This is a genomic window from Streptomyces sp. NPDC051310 (genome assembly GCF_044455245.1).
In the GTDB taxonomy this organism is placed as follows: domain Bacteria; phylum Actinomycetota; class Actinomycetes; order Streptomycetales; family Streptomycetaceae; genus Streptomyces.
The window spans coordinates 231,105-247,226 of sequence record NZ_JBITEO010000010.1 but is presented as its reverse complement, the minus strand read 5'-3'; the positions used below and the strand labels follow the sequence as shown (position 1 = coordinate 247,226).

15 protein-coding genes are annotated in these 16,122 nt (G+C 73.5%); 8 read left to right on the top strand and 7 right to left on the bottom strand.

The features are described from left to right. Window positions 1–15 precede the first annotated feature (15 nt). The gene (locus tag ACIA79_RS17455; RefSeq protein WP_399429141.1) at window positions 16–513 is read left to right on the top strand and encodes a GbsR/MarR family transcriptional regulator; all 498 of its coding nucleotides are present in this window, start codon (window positions 16–18) and stop codon (window positions 511–513) included. A gap of 18 nt (window positions 514–531) precedes the next feature. On the opposite strand, the gene ACIA79_RS17450 is transcribed toward ACIA79_RS17455, so the two are convergent. Further along, window positions 532–1,356 (bottom strand): diacylglycerol kinase, encoded by an 825-nt coding sequence (locus tag ACIA79_RS17450; protein ID WP_399429139.1) that lies wholly within the window; start codon window positions 1,354–1,356, stop codon window positions 532–534. Window positions 1,357–1,500: 144 nt separating this feature from the next. On the opposite strand from ACIA79_RS17450, the gene ACIA79_RS17445 reads away from it, so the two are divergent. Beyond that, the gene (locus ACIA79_RS17445; protein WP_399429138.1) at window positions 1,501–2,784 is read left to right on the top strand and encodes an adenylosuccinate synthase; all 1,284 of its coding nucleotides are present in this window, start codon (window positions 1,501–1,503) and stop codon (window positions 2,782–2,784) included. Between the two features lie 21 nt (window positions 2,785–2,805). Here the strand turns inward: ACIA79_RS17445 and ACIA79_RS17440 are convergent, their stop codons facing one another. After that, window positions 2,806–4,659 (bottom strand): serine/threonine-protein kinase, encoded by a 1,854-nt coding sequence (locus ACIA79_RS17440; protein ID WP_399429137.1) that lies wholly within the window; start codon window positions 4,657–4,659, stop codon window positions 2,806–2,808. A 123-nt stretch (window positions 4,660–4,782) separates the two neighbouring features. Between ACIA79_RS17440 and ACIA79_RS17435 the strand changes: the two genes are divergently transcribed. Then, on the top strand, window positions 4,783–5,673 hold the full coding sequence (locus tag ACIA79_RS17435) for a glycoside hydrolase family 19 protein (protein WP_399429135.1): 891 nt from the start codon (window positions 4,783–4,785) through the stop codon (window positions 5,671–5,673). Window positions 5,674–5,781: 108 nt separating this feature from the next. On the opposite strand, the gene ACIA79_RS17430 is transcribed toward ACIA79_RS17435, so the two are convergent. After that, complete coding sequence (locus ACIA79_RS17430; RefSeq protein ID WP_399429182.1) at window positions 5,782–6,588, bottom strand: DUF2182 domain-containing protein; 807 nt, start codon at window positions 6,586–6,588, stop codon at window positions 5,782–5,784. A gap of 254 nt (window positions 6,589–6,842) precedes the next feature. On the opposite strand from ACIA79_RS17430, the gene ACIA79_RS17425 reads away from it, so the two are divergent. Next, a complete protein-coding gene (locus ACIA79_RS17425) occupies window positions 6,843–7,505 on the top strand; it encodes a DUF1326 domain-containing protein (RefSeq protein WP_399429181.1) in 663 nt (220 codons plus the stop codon). A 42-nt stretch (window positions 7,506–7,547) separates the two neighbouring features. On the opposite strand, the gene ACIA79_RS17420 is transcribed toward ACIA79_RS17425, so the two are convergent. Next, a complete protein-coding gene (locus tag ACIA79_RS17420) occupies window positions 7,548–7,994 on the bottom strand; it encodes an SRPBCC family protein (protein ID WP_399429134.1) in 447 nt (148 codons plus the stop codon). Between the two features lie 137 nt (window positions 7,995–8,131). On the opposite strand from ACIA79_RS17420, the gene ACIA79_RS17415 reads away from it, so the two are divergent. Beyond that, window positions 8,132–9,229: a hypothetical protein gene (locus ACIA79_RS17415; RefSeq protein ID WP_399429133.1), complete on the top strand. Its 1,098-nt coding sequence runs from the start codon at window positions 8,132–8,134 to the stop codon at window positions 9,227–9,229. Here ACIA79_RS17415 and ACIA79_RS17410 read toward each other — a convergent pair. From ACIA79_RS17410 to ACIA79_RS17400, 3 genes are all read right to left on the bottom strand, one after another. Beyond that, entirely contained in the window at window positions 9,156–10,085 is a 930-nt protein-coding gene (locus tag ACIA79_RS17410; protein WP_399429132.1) for a putative protein N(5)-glutamine methyltransferase, read from the bottom strand. The genes ACIA79_RS17415 and ACIA79_RS17410 overlap by 74 nt on opposite strands. Window positions 10,086–10,220: 135 nt before the next feature. Further along, complete coding sequence (locus tag ACIA79_RS17405; protein WP_399429131.1) at window positions 10,221–10,700, bottom strand: MarR family winged helix-turn-helix transcriptional regulator; 480 nt, start codon at window positions 10,698–10,700, stop codon at window positions 10,221–10,223. Next, window positions 10,697–11,302, bottom strand: coding sequence for a DJ-1/PfpI family protein (locus ACIA79_RS17400; protein WP_399429130.1), 606 nt, complete (start codon window positions 11,300–11,302; stop codon window positions 10,697–10,699). Before ACIA79_RS17400 ends, ACIA79_RS17405 begins: the two co-directional genes overlap by 4 nt. 208 nt (window positions 11,303–11,510) lie before the next feature. On the opposite strand from ACIA79_RS17400, the gene ACIA79_RS17395 reads away from it, so the two are divergent. The 3 genes from ACIA79_RS17395 (at window position 11,511) to ACIA79_RS17385 (ending at window position 16,087) form a co-directional block, all read left to right on the top strand. Next, a complete protein-coding gene (locus ACIA79_RS17395; RefSeq protein ID WP_399429128.1) occupies window positions 11,511–12,884 on the top strand; it encodes an aspartate aminotransferase family protein in 1,374 nt (457 codons plus the stop codon). A gap of 66 nt (window positions 12,885–12,950) precedes the next feature. Further along, a complete protein-coding gene (locus ACIA79_RS17390; protein ID WP_399429127.1) occupies window positions 12,951–13,655 on the top strand; it encodes a GntR family transcriptional regulator in 705 nt (234 codons plus the stop codon). Further along, on the top strand, window positions 13,652–16,087 hold the full coding sequence (locus ACIA79_RS17385) for a dolichyl-phosphate beta-glucosyltransferase (RefSeq protein WP_399429126.1): 2,436 nt from the start codon (window positions 13,652–13,654) through the stop codon (window positions 16,085–16,087). The genes ACIA79_RS17390 and ACIA79_RS17385 overlap by 4 nt, the downstream gene beginning before the upstream one ends. Window positions 16,088–16,122 lie beyond the last annotated feature (35 nt).

Here is a 16,122-nt window from a genome sequence, read left to right as displayed (position 1 = left end):
GGAGACGAGGGGCCCATGGGCAACGAGGAACAGGTGAGCCGCTTCGTGGAGCGCTTCGCCGCCGAGCTGACCGAGGCCGGCATGCAGCGCATGGCCGCCCGCGTCTTCGCGGCGCTGCTCGCCTCGGAGGGCGCCTCGCTGACCTCCGCGGAGCTCGCGGAGCAGCTGCGGATCAGCCCGGCCGCGGTCTCCGGAGCCGTTCGCTACCTCAACCAGGTCGGCATGGTGAGCCGCGAGCGGGAGCCCGGCTCCCGGCGAGACCGCTACGTCCTGCACAACGAGCTCTGGTACGAGACCTTCACCCGCCGGGACCAGCTCCTCGTCCGCTGGGAGACCGTCCTGCGCGAGGGGGCCCGGACGCTCGGGCCGGATTCGGCGGCGGGCGCGCGGGTGGCGGAGACGGCGGAGTTCTTCGAGTTCCTCCAGGAGGAGATGCACCGGATGCTGGAGCGCTGGCGCGAGCACCGCGCGTCCCGCCCGGGCCCCGGCCGCTCAGGCACCGGGCCCGCCTGAGATCCGCGTCCCGGGGGCTCAGGCCGGCGGGGCCGAGCGCTGGACCGGGACCGGGACCGTGAGCGACCACGCCTCCGCGCGGACCGTCCACGTCCGGTGGCCGACGGGCCCCGTCACGCGGGTGTCCGCGCGGTAGCGGTACGACGGGCCGGAGACGGTCACCGCCGTCGCCCGCGCCCGGACCGGCTGCAGCGGTCCCGCGGGGCGGACGATCACCTCCGCGATCCCGCCGCGCGAGCTCACCGTCACGTCCTCCACCGGCTCGTCCACGTCGCTCAGCAGCCTCCCGTCCGCCTCGACGCGCAGCCGGTGGGTGCGTATCGCCGGGCCGGGCGGGGCGGGGCGCACCAGCGTGCGCACCAGCGACCGGCAGGTGTCCCACACCGTGGGGACCGCCGCCGGCACGGCGGCGGCCGCGGGGATGCGCAGGGCTCCCACGACCACCCCGTCACTGTCGTCGACCAGCAGGTCCAGCCGCCGCGTCACCCCGTCCAGCACCGCCCGCGCGGCGGCCACCGAGCTCAGCGGCACGCCCAGTGACCCGGCCAGCTCCACCGCGCCGCGCGGCCCGACCGGCACCACGGACAGGGCGCCGTCGGCCAGCTCCCGGTATCGGTGCAAATGGGCCACGGCCCGCAGCAGCGCCCGGTCGTCCCCGATCACCACCGGGCGGCGCGATCCGCGCCGGGCCAGCACCCGGGCGAACTCCTCCGGCCCGTCCGGAAGGCAGATTTTCGCATCTGCACCCGCACACAGCACATCTTTCGCGATCCGCACGGACTCGCCGTCACTTCGGCGGGCGACCGGGTCGATGACCACCAGGAGCTGGTCGTGAGCCGACACCTCGGTCCTTCCTCGGGTAGTCTCTTTGTGCAAGAGCCCCTTGCGCTATTGCGCCAGGGGCTTCGTCTATTCCGGGGCACACCAGACAGGCGGCGTTCACGCCCCTGACCTTGGGCATGCCCCGCCCGGAAGGGGTGTACGCCTGTGCCCGCACTTGTGCTGCTCGGTGCTCAGTGGGGTGACGAGGGCAAGGGAAAGGCCACCGACCTGCTCGGTGGATCGGTGGACTATGTGGTGCGCTACCAGGGCGGCAACAACGCCGGCCACACGGTCGTCGTCGGCGACCAGAAGTACGCGCTGCATCTGCTGCCGTCCGGAATCCTCTCCCCGGGTTGCACCCCGGTCATCGGAAACGGCGTCGTCGTCGACCCGGCGGTCCTGCTCTCCGAGCTGAGCGGGCTGAACGAGCGCGGTGTCGACACCTCCAAGCTGCTGATCAGCGGTAACGCGCACCTGATCACTCCGTACAACGTCACGCTCGACAAGGTGACGGAACGGTTCCTCGGCAAGCGCAAGATCGGCACCACCGGCCGCGGCATCGGCCCCACGTACGCCGACAAGATCAACCGCGTCGGCATCCGCGTCCAGGACCTGTACGACGAGTCGATCCTCACCCAGAAGGTCGAGGCGGCGCTGGAGAACAAGAACCAGCTCCTGGCCAAGGTCTTCAACCGCCGCGCGATCGAGACCGACAGGATCGTCGAGGAGATGCTCGGCTACGCGGAGCAGATCAAGCCGTTCGTCGCCGACACCACGCTGATCCTGAACGACGCCATCGACGAGGGCAAGGTCGTCCTCTTCGAGGGCGGCCAGGGCACGCTCCTCGACGTCGACCACGGCACGTACCCCTTCGTCACCTCCAGCAACCCGACCGCGGGCGGCGCCTGCACCGGTGCCGGCGTCGGACCGACGAAGATCAGCCGCGTCATCGGCATCCTCAAGGCGTACACCACCCGCGTCGGCGCCGGCCCGTTCCCCACGGAGCTGTTCGACGAGGACGGCGAGGCGCTGCGCCGCATCGGCGGCGAGCGGGGCGTGACCACCGGCCGCGACCGCCGCTGCGGCTGGTTCGACGCGGTCATCGCGCGCTACGCGACCCGGGTGAACGGTCTGACCGACTTCTTCCTCACCAAGCTCGACGTGCTCACCGGCTGGGAGCAGATCCCGGTCTGCGTCGCGTACGAGATCGACGGCCGGCGCGTCGAGGAGCTGCCGTACTCGCAGACGGACTTCCACCACGCGAAGCCGGTCTACGAGTACCTGCCCGGCTGGTCCGAGGACATCAGCAAGGCGAAGACCTTCTCCGACCTGCCGAAGAACGCGCAGGCGTACGTGAAGGCGCTGGAGGAGATGTCCGGCGCGCCGATCTCGGCGATCGGTGTCGGCCCGGGCCGCACCGAGACGATCGAGATCAACTCCTTCCTGTAGGCGGCCCCGCGGCGGGCCCGGTCAGAACTCCTTGAAGTACTCGCCGGGCTCGCCGTCCGCGGCCATGCCGTACACCAGCAGCCGGTCCTTGCCCTCGAAGCGGTCGACGCGCAGGCTCTGCGACGCGCCCGCGCCGTACTCCTCGCAGCCCGCGTCCGAGCCGGTGTCCAGCGTCGGCGGACCGATGATCACCAGGTTCCCGGCGCCGCCGAGGAGGGCCGTGCTCGCGCAGTTCAGCGAGCCGCCGGCCGGTTCGCCGGTCCCCTCGTCCGTCTTCGGATAGCTGTCCGAGAAGTGCACGAGCGGTGCGCCGACGGGGCCCTGGCTGATGGTGATCTCCGAGGTGTACAGATCCCGCTCCGCTTCCGGCACCTCCGGGTGCGGGGCCTGCTTCCAGGTCCCGAGGAACGCCTTCGGGACGATGTCGGACGCCGTCCGCACCTTGCGGAACGTCGCCGAGACCGCGCCCGAGGTCCACTGGAGGACATCCGGCGTGGTCATGGTCAGGGTCTGATGCGCGGCGGGGGTGCACCGCCCGGCGGGCACGCCGGCCGTCACGTCGCTCTCGCCGAGGACGACCTTGTCCTCGTCGGCCGAGACGAGCGTGGACCGCCCCATGCACAGCCGCTCGCCGGTCACCTGGGCCCAGGTCGCCGCCTTGTCGCCCGGCGCCCCGCCGGTGATCTCGATGCGGGCGGTTTCGTACGGGGCGTCCTGCGTGCCCTTGACCACGCCTTCCCAGGCGCCGCGGAAGGCGGCGGGGACGGTGTCCGGTGCCTTGCGGCCGGTGGTGGAGCCGGCGGCCGGGCCGGCCGGGGTGGTGGGCCGTTCGCCGGGCCACAGGATCATGGCCCCGGCGACGGCGGCGCCCGTCAGCACGGCCGCGGCCCCGATGCCGGCGGCCCGCCGGCGCCGGTTCCGGGCGGGCCGCGGGGGCTCCTGCGGCCGCGGCGTCGGATCGCCGTCCTCGTCCAGCAGCCGGGCCGCGTGACGGCCGAGCCGGGCCAGCAGCCCGGCGGGCAGCCAGGGTTCGGCGGGCTCGACGTGCGCGGCGAGCCACGCGGCGGACGGCCGGTCGGCCGGATCCTTGGCCAGGCAGGCGCGGACCAGCCCGTCCAGCTCCGCGGGCAGCCCGGACAGGTCGGGCTCGTCGTGGGCGATGCGGAACATCATGGCGTGGACGCCGCTGTCGGCCGTACCGAAGGGGGCGCGGCCGGTCGCCGCGTACGCCAGGACCGAGCCCAGGCAGAAGATGTCGGACGCGGCGGTGACCCGCTCGCCGCGCACCTGCTCGGGCGACATGAAGCCCGGTGAGCCGACGACCGCGCCGGTGCTGGTCAGTCCGCCGTCGGTGACGGTGTCGACGGCGCGCGCGATGCCGAAGTCGATCACGCGCGGTCCGTCCACGGTGAGCAGGACGTTGGCGGGCTTCAGGTCGCGGTGGACCAGTCCCGCGGCGTGGATGTGCTCCAGCGCGCGGGCCAGTCCGGCGGCCAGCGACCGCACGGACGCCGCCGGCAGCGGCCCGTACTCCGTGCCGACCACCGTCCGCAGGGACGGCCCGGCGACGTACCCGATGGCCACCCAGGGGGCCTCGGCCGAGGTGTCCGCGCCGAGCACGGGCGCGGTGCCGAGTCCGCCGACCCGCTCCAGCGCGGCGACCTCGCGCGCGAAGCGCCGGCGGAACTCGTCCTGCGCGGCGAGTTCGGGGTGCACGACCTTCACCGCGACGGTACGGCCGCCGGCCGACCGCGCGAGGTAGACGCGCCCCATGCCGCCGGACCCGAGCCTGCCGAGCAGGCGGAACGGGCCCACCTGCGCCGGGTCGTCCGCGCTCAGGGGGTCCAACGCCGTGACGGATTCCAGGGGTTCCACCCGAAGAGCATGCCAGAGCGGCGCCGTGCGGCGAATGCGACGGAGTTTGGTCTAGACCTTGACAGGTACAGACCATTCACGCTTCGGTAGGGGCCGACCCACCCCACGAAAGGGTTGTTCTCCATGGTGCGACGTCTGTTGACCCTGCTCGCCGCTTTCGCCACGGCCTTCGGACTGGCCGTGTTCCTCCTCCCCGCCGCCACTGCCTCGGCAGCCGAGTGCGCGGCGCCCTGGAGCTCCTCCACCGTCTACACGGGCGGCAAGGCCGCCTCGTACAACGGCCGCAACTGGCTGGCGAAGTGGTGGACCCAGAACGAGCGCCCCGGCAGCTCCGACGTCTGGTCGGACCAGGGCGCGTGCGGCGGCGGTTCCGGTGAGCCCGGGCCCTCGCCGTCCGGATTCGTCGTGAGCGAGGCCCAGTTCAACCAGATGTTCCCGAACCGGAACTCGTTCTACACGTACAGCGGCCTGACCGCCGCGCTGAGCGCCTACCCCGGCTTCGCCACCACCGGCAGCGACACGGTGAAGAAGCAGGAGGCCGCCGCCTTCCTCGCCAACGTCAGCCACGAGACGGGCGGTCTGGTCCACATCGTGGAGCAGAACACGGCCAACTACCCCCACTACTGCGACCGCAGCCGGCCCTACGGCTGCCCCGCCGGCACCGCCGCGTACTACGGACGCGGCCCGATCCAGCTGAGCTGGAACTTCAACTACAAGGCGGCGGGCGACGCCCTCGGCATCGACCTCCTCAACAACCCCCACCGTGTCGAGCGCGAGCCGGCCGTCGCCTGGAAGACCGGCCTCTGGTACTGGAACACCCAGAACGGCCCCGGCACCATGACCGGGCACCACGCGATGGTGACCGGCGCGGGCTTCGGCCAGACGATCCGCTCGATCAACGGCGCGCTGGAGTGCGACGGCAAGAACCCGGCGCAGGTGCAGAGCCGCATCAGCAACTACCAGCGCTTCACGCAGATCCTGGGCGTCCCGGCGGGCGCGAACCTGAGCTGCTGAACCGTCCCTCCCTGCGGGGCGGGCCACCGTACGGCCCGCGGGGGCCGGCCACCGGGGGGTGGCCGGCCCTCCCCGCCTCCGCCGGTCCGGGGCACACCCGGCCGGCCGTCAGTGCATGTCCGGGTGCATCGGTTCTCCGGCCGGCTGCAGTCCCGGAAGCAGCCAGTCCTGGAACGGCGCGAGCCCCGCGCACACCAGGAACACCAGCCCGACCACCGTCGAGAACACCGGCCCCAGCCGCCACAGCTTCTCGACGAAGATCACCGCCGCGATCCCGGCCATCGCCGCGATGTTCATGACGCCCAGCGGGATCAGGACCACCATCAGGCCCCAGCAGCAGCCGACGCAGTACAGCCCGTGGTGCGCCCCCACCCGGAGGTCCCGGGCCCCGCGCCGGTACCGCGCGTACCGCATGAGCTGGGCCATCGGGCTGCGGCAGTGCCGCAGGCAGACGTTCTTCAGCGGCCCGAGCTGCTGGAGCCCCGCCAGCAGGAACGCGGCGCAGCCGATCCACCGCCCGGCGCCGGGGTGGTCGTGCACGAGGCCGCCGGTCGCGGCGAGCGCTCCGTACGCGAGCAGCCCGAAGGCCGTCCACACCAGCAGGTAGCCCCCGACGAAGGCGGCCGTCCGCCCCGCCCGGAGGGCGCCCGTCGACCGGCGGGCGATGCCCCGCGCCCAGGTGATCGCCACCGGAGCGACCGACGGCAGCATCATGGCCGCCATCATCGTCAGCCACAGCAGCAGGAACAGGGGGATCGCCATCCCCATGGTCCCCGGCTCGACCCCCATGCCGCGGGCCTGTCCGACCGTGAGCACCCAGGCCAGGGCGGCGAGCAGCACGAGCAGGCTCCAGGCGGTCACCAGCGCCCGGGCCGGGAGCAGATTCCCCCGGCGCAGCGGGGGCTCGGTGGCCATCCGGCGGTGGGAGGCGCGGTGCCGCGCGGGGTCGGTGGTTCTGGAGTGGTGCACGGTGCCCCCTCCGCGGTCGGCGCCGCCCAGGACAGGGTCACTTCCAGGACAGCACGCGCCCGGGGCGCCCGCACCCCTGCGCACGCGCCCGCGGCGCCCGCATCCTGCCCGGCTGCCCTCAGGGGCCTGGCCGGGGGCGCCCCGGCGGGTGCACGCTGGAAGGAGAGGGCCGGCGCGTGGAAGACCAGGGAGGCCCCGACATGACCGACACCGATCCGGCAGCTGCGACCGTTCCCCGCTGGCACGTCGCCGGCGACTGGTTCGACACCTGCAAGTGCAACGTTCCCTGCCCGTGCTCGTTCGCTCAGCCGCCCACCTTCGGCGACTGCGACGGAGTCCTCGTCTGGCACATCCGGGAGGGCCGGTACGGAGACGTCGTCCTGGACGGGCTCAACGTCCTGATGCTCGGGTCCTTCACCGGCAACGTCTGGGGCGAGCACTCCGACGCGTACGGCGCCGTCTTCATCGACGAGCGGGCCGACACCGGGCAGCGGGACGCCCTGGAAACGATCTTCAGCGGCCGGGCGGGCAGCTGGCCCGCCGCCTTCGTCGAGGTCGCCGCCATGGAGATGCGGGGCATGGAGTACGCCCCGATCGAGTTCCGGATCGACGATGACCTCGGTTCCTGGAGCACCTCCGTCCCCGGCCGTGTGGAGGCGCGCGCCGAGGCGCTCACCGGCCCGACCACCCCCGAGGGCGCCCGCGTGACCACCACCAACCTGCCCGGGTGCGAGACCGGACCGGGTCAGGTGGCGACCTGGGGCCGGTCGGCGGTGGACCGCGCCGACGCGTACGGGTTCCGGTGGAGCAGGGAGGGGCAGTCCAGCAAGCACATCACCTTCGACTGGTCGGGGCCCGACTGACCGGGGCTCCTCCCCGGACGGCCCGGAGGCTCGGGGGACGGTTCAGGTCCCCGCCTCCAGCAGCTCCTTGAGGTGCCGTTCGTTCTTCGGCAGCTCCTTCTTGGCGTGCGGGCGGACGACGAGCGGGACGAGGACCTTGCCGATCCCGTGGGCCTCGAAGTCGAGGTCCAGCGTCACGCGCGACCGCTCACCGTCGCCGACCGGGTCGACCGTGCCCCGCACATGACCCCGGACGGGTCCGTCGACGCCGTCCATGCTCCAGCTCCGCGGAGGGTCGAACTCCCGCACCTCCATGGTCATCGGGAACCGCCGGCGGCCGATCCGCCGGACGACCTCGACCCGTGAGCCGACGGCCATGGGCGCGTCGCCGACCGGCCGGGCCGCGACCGCGCTCTCCTGCCAGGCGGGCAGGTGCGAGGCGTCGGTGAGGTAGGAGAAGACGTCCTCGGGACGGCGGGAGATCTCGATGCTCTGCCTGATCGCGGACATGTCGCCCCCTTTCGGGTGATTCCACGGACAACCCTACTCGGCCCGGCCGGCACACTCCGGTGATCGGTCCGTAGGCCAAGAGGCCTATCGGCCGGTGACCTGCGGCCCGCGCGCGCGTTGCGCCCGGCGTGATCCGGATGACGCTGTGGGCCCTGGGGGCCGGACTGATCGCGCTGGCGGGCGGGCTGCACGCACCGGGATCGGCGCGGGCCGCCGACTCGACCGTGACCGTGTTCACCGACGTACTGGAACCGGGCGGGTACCGGGACGTGCCCGGGGCGAGCGTGCGGCTCGCCGCGGCGCCCGGGCAGCGGTACGTCCTGCACGCGGACCGGTTCGCGATGCGGACCGTCGAACCGCTGACGGGGCGGGACTATCTCGGCACGACGACCGGGCTGTTCTGCGCCTCGGACGAGAAGCCCAACGGCGCCCACTACGGCAACAACATCGTGCCCGTGCTCAACGAGACGGTGGAGCCGGCCGTCCGCTGGGTGTTCGAGGCGCCGCACACCTCGGGCGTGCAGGCCTACACGTGCACGGTGGCCGTGGACTTCTACTCCAGCAACGCCCCGGTGGGCACGGATGTTCGGGTCACCTCCCTGACCGGGCGGGTGGTGCTGCACGCGGAGGCCGGCCACGAGGGCGTCGCGCACTGGGTGCTGCCCGCCACGCTGGACCCCGTGCAGCACGCGTGGGACGTGGTGGCGCCGGGCGCGACGGCGGTCGCCCTGGAGCGGACGTACGAGCCCGTGTCGCCGACCCGGCCGGCCGTGGCGGTGCGGCAGGACGCCCAACTGTCCACCTGCAAGCGGCAGACGCCCTACCGGGTCTGCCCCATCGGGTCGCATCAGTACAGCGAGGTGTCCACCTGGGTGCAGGCCCAGCCGGTGGACCCGGCGGGCGGCGTGTGCGGCCCGCCGCTGCGCGGGCCGGTCAGCCACGCCCGGATCTCGGCGGCCGAGCACCACCGGACCATGCCCAACGCGCTGGAGCTGCGCAAGGCGGACCTGCCCGCCGGGTGCGAGCGGCTCGACCTCTCGCTCCAGGTGCAGGTGCGCGCCGGGGACTTCGTGCTGGTGCACGGCGTCTACTCGACCGCGGGCCGGATCGGGACGGCGTACAGCCACGGGTACGCCTACGAGTACCGGCCCGGCTCGTACCTCACCGACCGGCTCCCGTGGGCCGCTCCCGTGACGGCGGCTCCTGTCGGCGTTCCCGCGGCCGCGTCGCGATGACCACCGTGGCGTAGCGGTCCTCGCAGTGCTCCACCCGCGGGGTGAGGCCCCCGGCCGCGGTGATCCGCGTGGCCTCGGCGGCCTGGCGCTCGCTGGTCTCGAACAGCAGACTCCCGCCCGGTGCCAGCCAGGCCGCCGCCCCGGTGGTCACGCGCCGCAGGACGTCCAGCCCGTCCGCGCCCCCGTCGAGCGCGACCCGCGCCTCGTGCACCCGCGCCTCGGCGGGCAGCAGTTCCACTTCCCCGGTGGGGACGTAGGGCACGTTGGCGAGCAGCACGTCGACGCGGCCCCGCAGGTCCCGCGGCAACGGCGCGTACAGGTCGCCCTCGTGGACCCGGCCGCCGGCCGCGGCGACGTTGCGGCGGGCGCACCGCACGGCGGCCGGGTCGATGTCGGCGGCGTGCAGTTCGGCGCCGTCGACCGCCGCGACGAGCGCGGCACCGAGCGCACCGGACCCGCAGCACAGGTCGACGACGACGGCGCCGGGCCGTGCGAGCTCCTCGGCCCGCTCGACGAGGAACTCGGTGCGGCGGCGCGGCACGAAGACGCCGTCGTCGACGGCGATCCGCAGCCCGCGGAACACGGCCCAGCCGACGACGTGCTCCAGCGGGCGGCCGGCGGCCCGCTGCCCGGCCATCGCGTCGAGTTCGCCGGCGGACCGGGCGGCGGACAGCAGCAACTCCGCCTCCTCCTCGGCGAAGACGCAGCCCGCGGCGCGGAGCCGGGCGACGACGGCAGGGGTCACGGAAGGGGTGACGGAGGAGGTGGCGGGAGCGGTGACGGAAGAAGCGGCGGAGGCGGAGGGGGCGGCGGGGTGCGCGGGGCCTGCGGGGCGGGACGCGGAGTGCGGAGCCATGGGAAAGCCTTTCGGGAGCTGCGGGTGCTCCCGAGGGGTCCTGTGTCCCTACGAGCCGTGAGAGGTGAGCACCCGGCCTGACGTGGCGTTGATGGGTCTCACCTCCTGGGTCGTACCGATGCCGAAGTCCCCACCCTACCCCGGGGAGTCGGCGTCGTCCGTGATGGCGTCGAGGGCCTGCGACAGGCGCTCCAGCACCCGCGCGGTCTCGGCGAACGCCTCCTCGCCCAGCTCGGCGGCGAGCCGGGCCGCGAGCTCCGCGTGCCCCGGGTCTATCCGGGCGATGGCGTCCCGCCCCGGCCCGGTGGGCGTGAGGAGTTTCGCCCGCCGGTGCGCGGGGTTGGGGACGTACGCGGCGAGGCCCTCCCGCACCAGCAGGTCGGCGATGCGCTGCACGCTCTGGCGGGTGATGCCCATGGCGCGGGCGATGCCCGCGACGGGCAGCGGTTCGCGCAGGACGGCGCCGAGCACCTGCCACCACGCCGCGGTGAGTCCGGCCGGGCGGGCCAGCTTCTCCGAGACGGCGAGCAACTGGCCGTTGAGCCGGAAGACGGCGAGCGCGGTGCCGGTGAGCAGGTCCTGCCGCGCGCGGTCGGGTCCGGTGAGGGCGCTCACCCGTTCAGCTCCTCGTAGGCGGCGGGGTCCGACGCGTGGAACAGCCGGTACCAGGCGTCCAGCTTGGCGCCCTCGAACACGCCGAGCCGGGCCAGGACCTCGCGGGCGAAGGCGACCGGCTCGGTGGGGCCGGCCGTGATGAGGTCGCCGTCGGTGACGGCGTCCGCCTCCACGTAGTGCTCGCCGCCGCGGTAGCCGGTGACCGAGAGGTAGAAGGGGACGGCGCTGGTGTGGGCGCGGTCGTCGAGCACGCCCTCCCGGGCCAGCCCGGCGGTGGCGCCGCAGATCGCGGCGACGGGCACGCCGGCGTCCAGGAAGGTGCGCGCCGCCGCGGCGAAGGGCGCCAGGTCGTCGCTGGTGTCCCACAGGTCCGCGCCGGTCAGGATGAGCAGGGCGCTGTCCTCGGCGCGCAGGTCGGCCAGCGCGAGGTCCGGGGTGATGCGCAGACCGCCGGTGGTGGTGACCGGTTCGGTGGTCAAACCCACCGTGCGGATGTCGTACCCGCCGCGGGCCAGCCAGGCGGTGGCGTGCCCGGTCTCCCAGTCGGCGTAGGTGTCGTAGACGGCGAGGTGAACGGTCTTCGGTGCGGTGGTGCCGGCCATCGTGGCCTCCTGAGCCTGCGGCTGTCGCCGTGTTCCGTCGTGCGTACCCATCGTTCCAGCTATGACAGAATACTGTCACATCGACAGGATGCTGTCAATGGGAAGGGTGTCCGGCCGTCCGTGCCCCGACACCCTGCCGACCCCCGCGCCTTCCGCCATACAAGATGGCCATACCGCCGCCCACCTGCCCGTCCTTACCCTGGCCCGCATGACCCCTCATGCCGATCACGCCCCCTCCCCCGACCCCCGGGCCGGTGCCGCCGTCAAGGCCGCCGACCGCGCGCACGTGTTCCACTCCTGGTCCGCCCAGGGCCTGATCGACCCGCTCGCCGTCGCCGGCGCCGAGGGGGCGTACTTCTGGGACTACGACGGGAACCGCTACCTCGACTTCACCAGCGGCCTCGTCTACACCAACATCGGCTACCAGCACCCCAGGGTCGTCGCCGCGATCCAGGAGCAGGCCGGGCGGCTCGCCACCTTCGCGCCCGCCTTCGCCGTCGACGTGCGCTCCGAGGCCGCACGCCTCATCGCCGAGCGCACCCCCGGCGACCTCGACAAGATCTTCTTCACCAACGGCGGCGCCGAGGCCGTCGAGAACGCCGCCCGCATGGCCCGGCTGCACACCGGCCGTCCCAAGATCCTGAGCGCCTACCGCTCGTACCACGGCGCCACCTCCACGGCGATCAACCTCACCGGTGATCCGCGCCGCTGGGCCTCCGACACCGCCTCCGCCGGCGTGGTGCGCTTCTGGGCGCCCTTCCTCTACCGCTCGCCGTTCTACGCCGAGAACGAGGCGCAGGAGTGCGAGCGCGCCCTCCAGCACCTGGAGGACACCATCACCTTCGAGGGCCCGCAGACGGTCGCCGCGATCATCCTGGAGACCGTCCCCGGCACCGCCGGCATCATGACGCCGCCGCCCGGCTACCTCGCCGGGGTCCGCGAGATCTGCGACCGGTACGGCATCGTCCTCGTGCTCGACGAGGTCATGGCCGGCTTCGGCCGCACCGGCGCCTGGTTCGCCGCCGAGCACTTCGGCGTCGTACCCGACCTGCTCACCTTCGCCAAGGGCGTCAACTCCGGTTACGTGCCGCTCGGCGGCGTCGCGATCTCCGCCGAGATCGCCGCGACGTTCGACAAGCGGCCCTACCCGGGCGGCCTGACGTACTCGGGCCACCCCCTCGCCTGCGCCGCGGCGGTCGCCACCATCCAGGTGATGGAGGAGGAGAAGGTCGTCGAGCGGGCCGCCCACCTCGGCGAGCACGTCCTCGGCCCCGGCCTGCGGGAGCTCGCCGAGCGCCACCCGTCGGTCGGCGAGGTGCGCGGCCTCGGCGCCTTCTGGGCGCTGGACCTCGTACGCGACCGGGACACGCGCGAGCCGCTCGTCCCCTACAACGCGACCGGCGAGGCCAACGCCCCCATGGCCGCCTTCGCCGCGGCCTGCAAGAAGAACGGCCTGTGGCCCTTCGTCAACATGAACCGCACCCACGCCGTCCCGGCCTGCAACATCACCGAGGCCGAGGCCAAGGAGGGCCTCGCCGCCCTCGACGCGGCGCTCGCCGTGGCCGACGAGCACATCGTGTGACCACCTCCGTGCGCCCCCTCCGGCTGGCTTAAGGTGTCCGGAACCGGACGGAGGGGGCCAGAAGCCATGCCCGCGAGCGGAGCTGTGACCCGCAGCACTCTGCGTCAGCAGATCGCGGACGCGCTGCGTGACGAGGTGCTCGCGGGGCGTCTGCAACCCGGCCAGGAGTTCACCGTCAAACAGATCGCCGAGCAGTACGGGGTGTCGGCGACACCCGTACGCGAAGCGCTCGTCGACCTGGCCGCTCAGGGCCTCCTCGACTCCGACCAGCACAAGGGCTTCCGCGTCCACCGGTTCTCGGTGGACGACTACCGGGGCATGGTCGAGGCCCGCGCCCTCATCGTGGACGGGCTCTTCCAGCGGCTGGCCGACCACGTGAAGGCCGTCCAGGGCGCTCCACTGGTGTCGGTGCGCCGCCGGGCCGAGGAGGCGGCGCGCGCGGCGCGCGCCGGCGACCTCGACGTCCTCATCGGCTACGACCTGCGGTTCTGGCGCGAGCTCAGCGGCTTCGTGGCCAACCGCTACGTCGCCGAGTTCCTCCACCGGCTGCGCGTCCAGGCGTGGGTCTTCGCCGTCCCCCACCTGCGCGCCGACGACCGGGCCGCCACCTGGCTGTGGTGCGGCCACGAGGACCTGGTCGACGCGGTCACGGCCGGGGACCCGGCCGCCGTGACGAAGGCCATCGACGCGCACAACGCGCACGCGCTGGCCTGGGCCGACCACCTGGAGCGGACGGGCCCCGCACACCGGCCGGACGGTCGTCAGCGGTGACCGACCTCAGCGTTGTCGTCCCCGCCTACAACGAGGAGGCGCGGCTGCGCCCCACCCTCGACGCCATCCGCGCCCACCTGTCCGCCGATCCCGGCCGCTGGGGCCACTGGGAGGTCATCGTCGTCGACGACGGCTCCACGGACGACACCGCGCGGGTGGCCCGGGAGTTCGCCGCCGACGAGCCGCGCGTCCACGTCATCACCGCGGGCCCGGCCAACCGCGGCAAGGGCCACGCCCTGCGGCGCGGTGTCCTCGCCTCCTACGGCCGCCGCGTCCTGGTCACCGACGCCGACCTGGCCACACCCGTCGAGGAGTTGGACCGGCTCGACAAGGAGCTCACCGCCGAAGGCGCGGCGGCCGCGATCGGCTCCCGCGCGCACCCCGAGTCCCGCATCGAGATCCACCAGCGGCGGCTGCGCGAGTGGCTCGGCCGCCTCGGCAACCGCCTCATACGGGCCGTCGCCGTCCCCGGGGTGCGCGACACCCAGTGCGGCTTCAAGCTCTTCGACGGCGACAAGGCGCGGGCGGCGTTCGCCGACTCCCGGCTGGACGGGTGGGGCATCGACGTCGAGATCCTGCGCTTCTTCCGGCAGGCCGGCTGGCCGGTGACGGAGGTGCCGGTGCGCTGGGCCCACCAGGAGGGCTCCAAGGTGACGCCGCTGGACTACGCGCGCGTGCTGGGCGAACTGGTGCGGCTCCGGGCGCGCACCGTGCGCCGGACCGACCTGGCCGTCGCCGGGCTGTTCCTCCTCGCCTCCGTGCTCCTCTACCGGGGCCTGTGGGCGGACCTGGACCGGGCGTACCTGGCCGACGCGGGCCAGGACCAGAACCAGTGGGAGTGGTTCTTCGCCGTCACCGCCGACAACGTCACCCACCTGCGCAACCCGCTCTTCACCACCGCCCAGAACCATCCCGACGGCGTGAACCTCATGGCCAACACGGTCATGCTGGGCCTGTCCGTCCCCCTCACGCCCGTGACGCTCGCCTTCGGGCCGACCGTCACCTGGGCGCTGGTGCTGACCCTGGGCCTGGCCGCGACGGCGTGCTCCTGGTACTGGCTCCTCGCCAGGAGGGTGGCGCACAACCGGTGGGCGGCCGCCACCGGCGCCGGGCTGGCGGCCTTCGCGCCGCCGATGATCTCCCACGGCAACGCCCACCCCAACTTCCTGCTGCTCTTCATGATGCCGCTCCTCGTCGACCGGGCCCTGCGGCTGTGCGAAGGCCGCGCGGTGGTGCGCGACGGGGTGCTGCTCGGACTCCTCGCGACGTACCAGATCTTCCTCGGCGAGGAGCCGCTGCTGCTCGCCGCCGTCGGCATGCTGCTCTTCGCCCTGTCGTACGCGCTCGCGCGCCGCGATGTCGCGCGGGCCGCGTGGCGGCCGCTGGCCAAGGGCCTGGGAGTGGCCCTCGCGGTCTGCCTGCCGCTGGTCGCCTTCCCCCTGTACTGGCAGTTCTTCGGCCCGCAGAGCTACCACAGCGTGCTGCACGGCCCGAACGCCGGCAACGGCCCGCTCGCCTTCCTGGAGTTCGCCGGCCGGTCCCTCCTCGGCGACGAGGCCACGGCCGACAAGCTCGCCATGAACCGCACCGAGCAGAACGCCTTCTACGGCTGGCCGCTCGTCGCCCTCGCCTTCGCCGTCGTCGTACGGCTGTGGCACCTGCCCCTGGTGAAGGCGCTGACCGGTACGGCGCTGGGCGCGGCGCTGCTGTCCCTCGGGCCGCGCGTCCGCATCCCGTACACGGACGTGATCGTCCCGGGGCCGTGGCGGCTGCTCGCCGACAAGCCGCTGTTCGAGTCGGTCATCGAGTCGCGGGTCGCCATGATCTGCGCCCCGGTCCTCGGGATGCTGGTGGCGCTGGCCGCCGACCGGCTCGCGGCGTCCCGGTCGCGGACCAACCGCGTCGTGGGCTTCGCGGCGGTGGCGCTCGCGCTGCTGCCGATCCTGCCGACGCCCTACCCGGTGCGGGAGCGGGCGGCGGTCCCCGCCTTCATCGCGTACGGCGCCTGGGAGCACTACGTCGGCCCGGGCGAGACGCTCGTGCCGGTACCGCTGCCCGACCCGGGCAGCGCCGACGCGCTGCACTGGCAGGCGACGACCGGTTTCCGCTTCCCGCTGCCGGGCGGGTACTTCAACGGCCCCTACGGCCCGGAGCGCGTGGGCATCTACGGGCCGGTGCCCCGCCACACCTCCAACCTGCTGCGCGAGGTGCGGTGGAGCGGCCGCGTGCCGGGCATCGGCCCGGAGTGGCGGGCCCAGGCCCGCCGGGACCTGGAGTACTGGCGGGCGGGCGTGGTCGTGCTGCCGCCGCAGTTCAACGACGCGGCGCTTTACGAGACCGTGTCCAAGCTTCTGGGGCAGCCTGGTGAGCGGATCGCCGGTGCGTGGGTATGGGACCTGCACCGAGGCCGTGCGCTCCCGGTGCTCAACTAGGCTTCCCTGACGTTCGCCGTGCCCGACCCTCATGA

What these genes read in the sequence shown, in the direction of transcription:
- ACIA79_RS17425 (WP_399429181.1), top strand. Translation starts at nt 6,843, where the DNA reads ATGACCGACACCGATCCGGCAGCTGCGACCGTTCCCCGCTGGCACGTC.
- ACIA79_RS17415 (WP_399429133.1), top strand. Translation starts at nt 8,132, where the DNA reads ATGACGCTGTGGGCCCTGGGGGCCGGACTGATCGCGCTGGCGGGCGGG.
- ACIA79_RS17400 (WP_399429130.1), bottom strand. Translation starts at nt 11,302, where the DNA reads ATGGCCGGCACCACCGCACCGAAGACCGTTCACCTCGCCGTCTACGAC.
- ACIA79_RS17420 (WP_399429134.1), bottom strand. Translation starts at nt 7,994, where the DNA reads ATGTCCGCGATCAGGCAGAGCATCGAGATCTCCCGCCGTCCCGAGGAC.
- ACIA79_RS17430 (WP_399429182.1), bottom strand. Translation starts at nt 6,588, where the DNA reads ATGGCCACCGAGCCCCCGCTGCGCCGGGGGAATCTGCTCCCGGCCCGG.
- ACIA79_RS17435 (WP_399429135.1), top strand. Translation starts at nt 4,783, where the DNA reads ATGGTGCGACGTCTGTTGACCCTGCTCGCCGCTTTCGCCACGGCCTTC.
- ACIA79_RS17390 (WP_399429127.1), top strand. Translation starts at nt 12,951, where the DNA reads ATGCCCGCGAGCGGAGCTGTGACCCGCAGCACTCTGCGTCAGCAGATC.
- ACIA79_RS17395 (WP_399429128.1), top strand. Translation starts at nt 11,511, where the DNA reads ATGACCCCTCATGCCGATCACGCCCCCTCCCCCGACCCCCGGGCCGGT.
- ACIA79_RS17410 (WP_399429132.1), bottom strand. Translation starts at nt 10,085, where the DNA reads ATGGCTCCGCACTCCGCGTCCCGCCCCGCAGGCCCCGCGCACCCCGCC.
- ACIA79_RS17455 (WP_399429141.1), top strand. Translation starts at nt 16, where the DNA reads ATGGGCAACGAGGAACAGGTGAGCCGCTTCGTGGAGCGCTTCGCCGCC.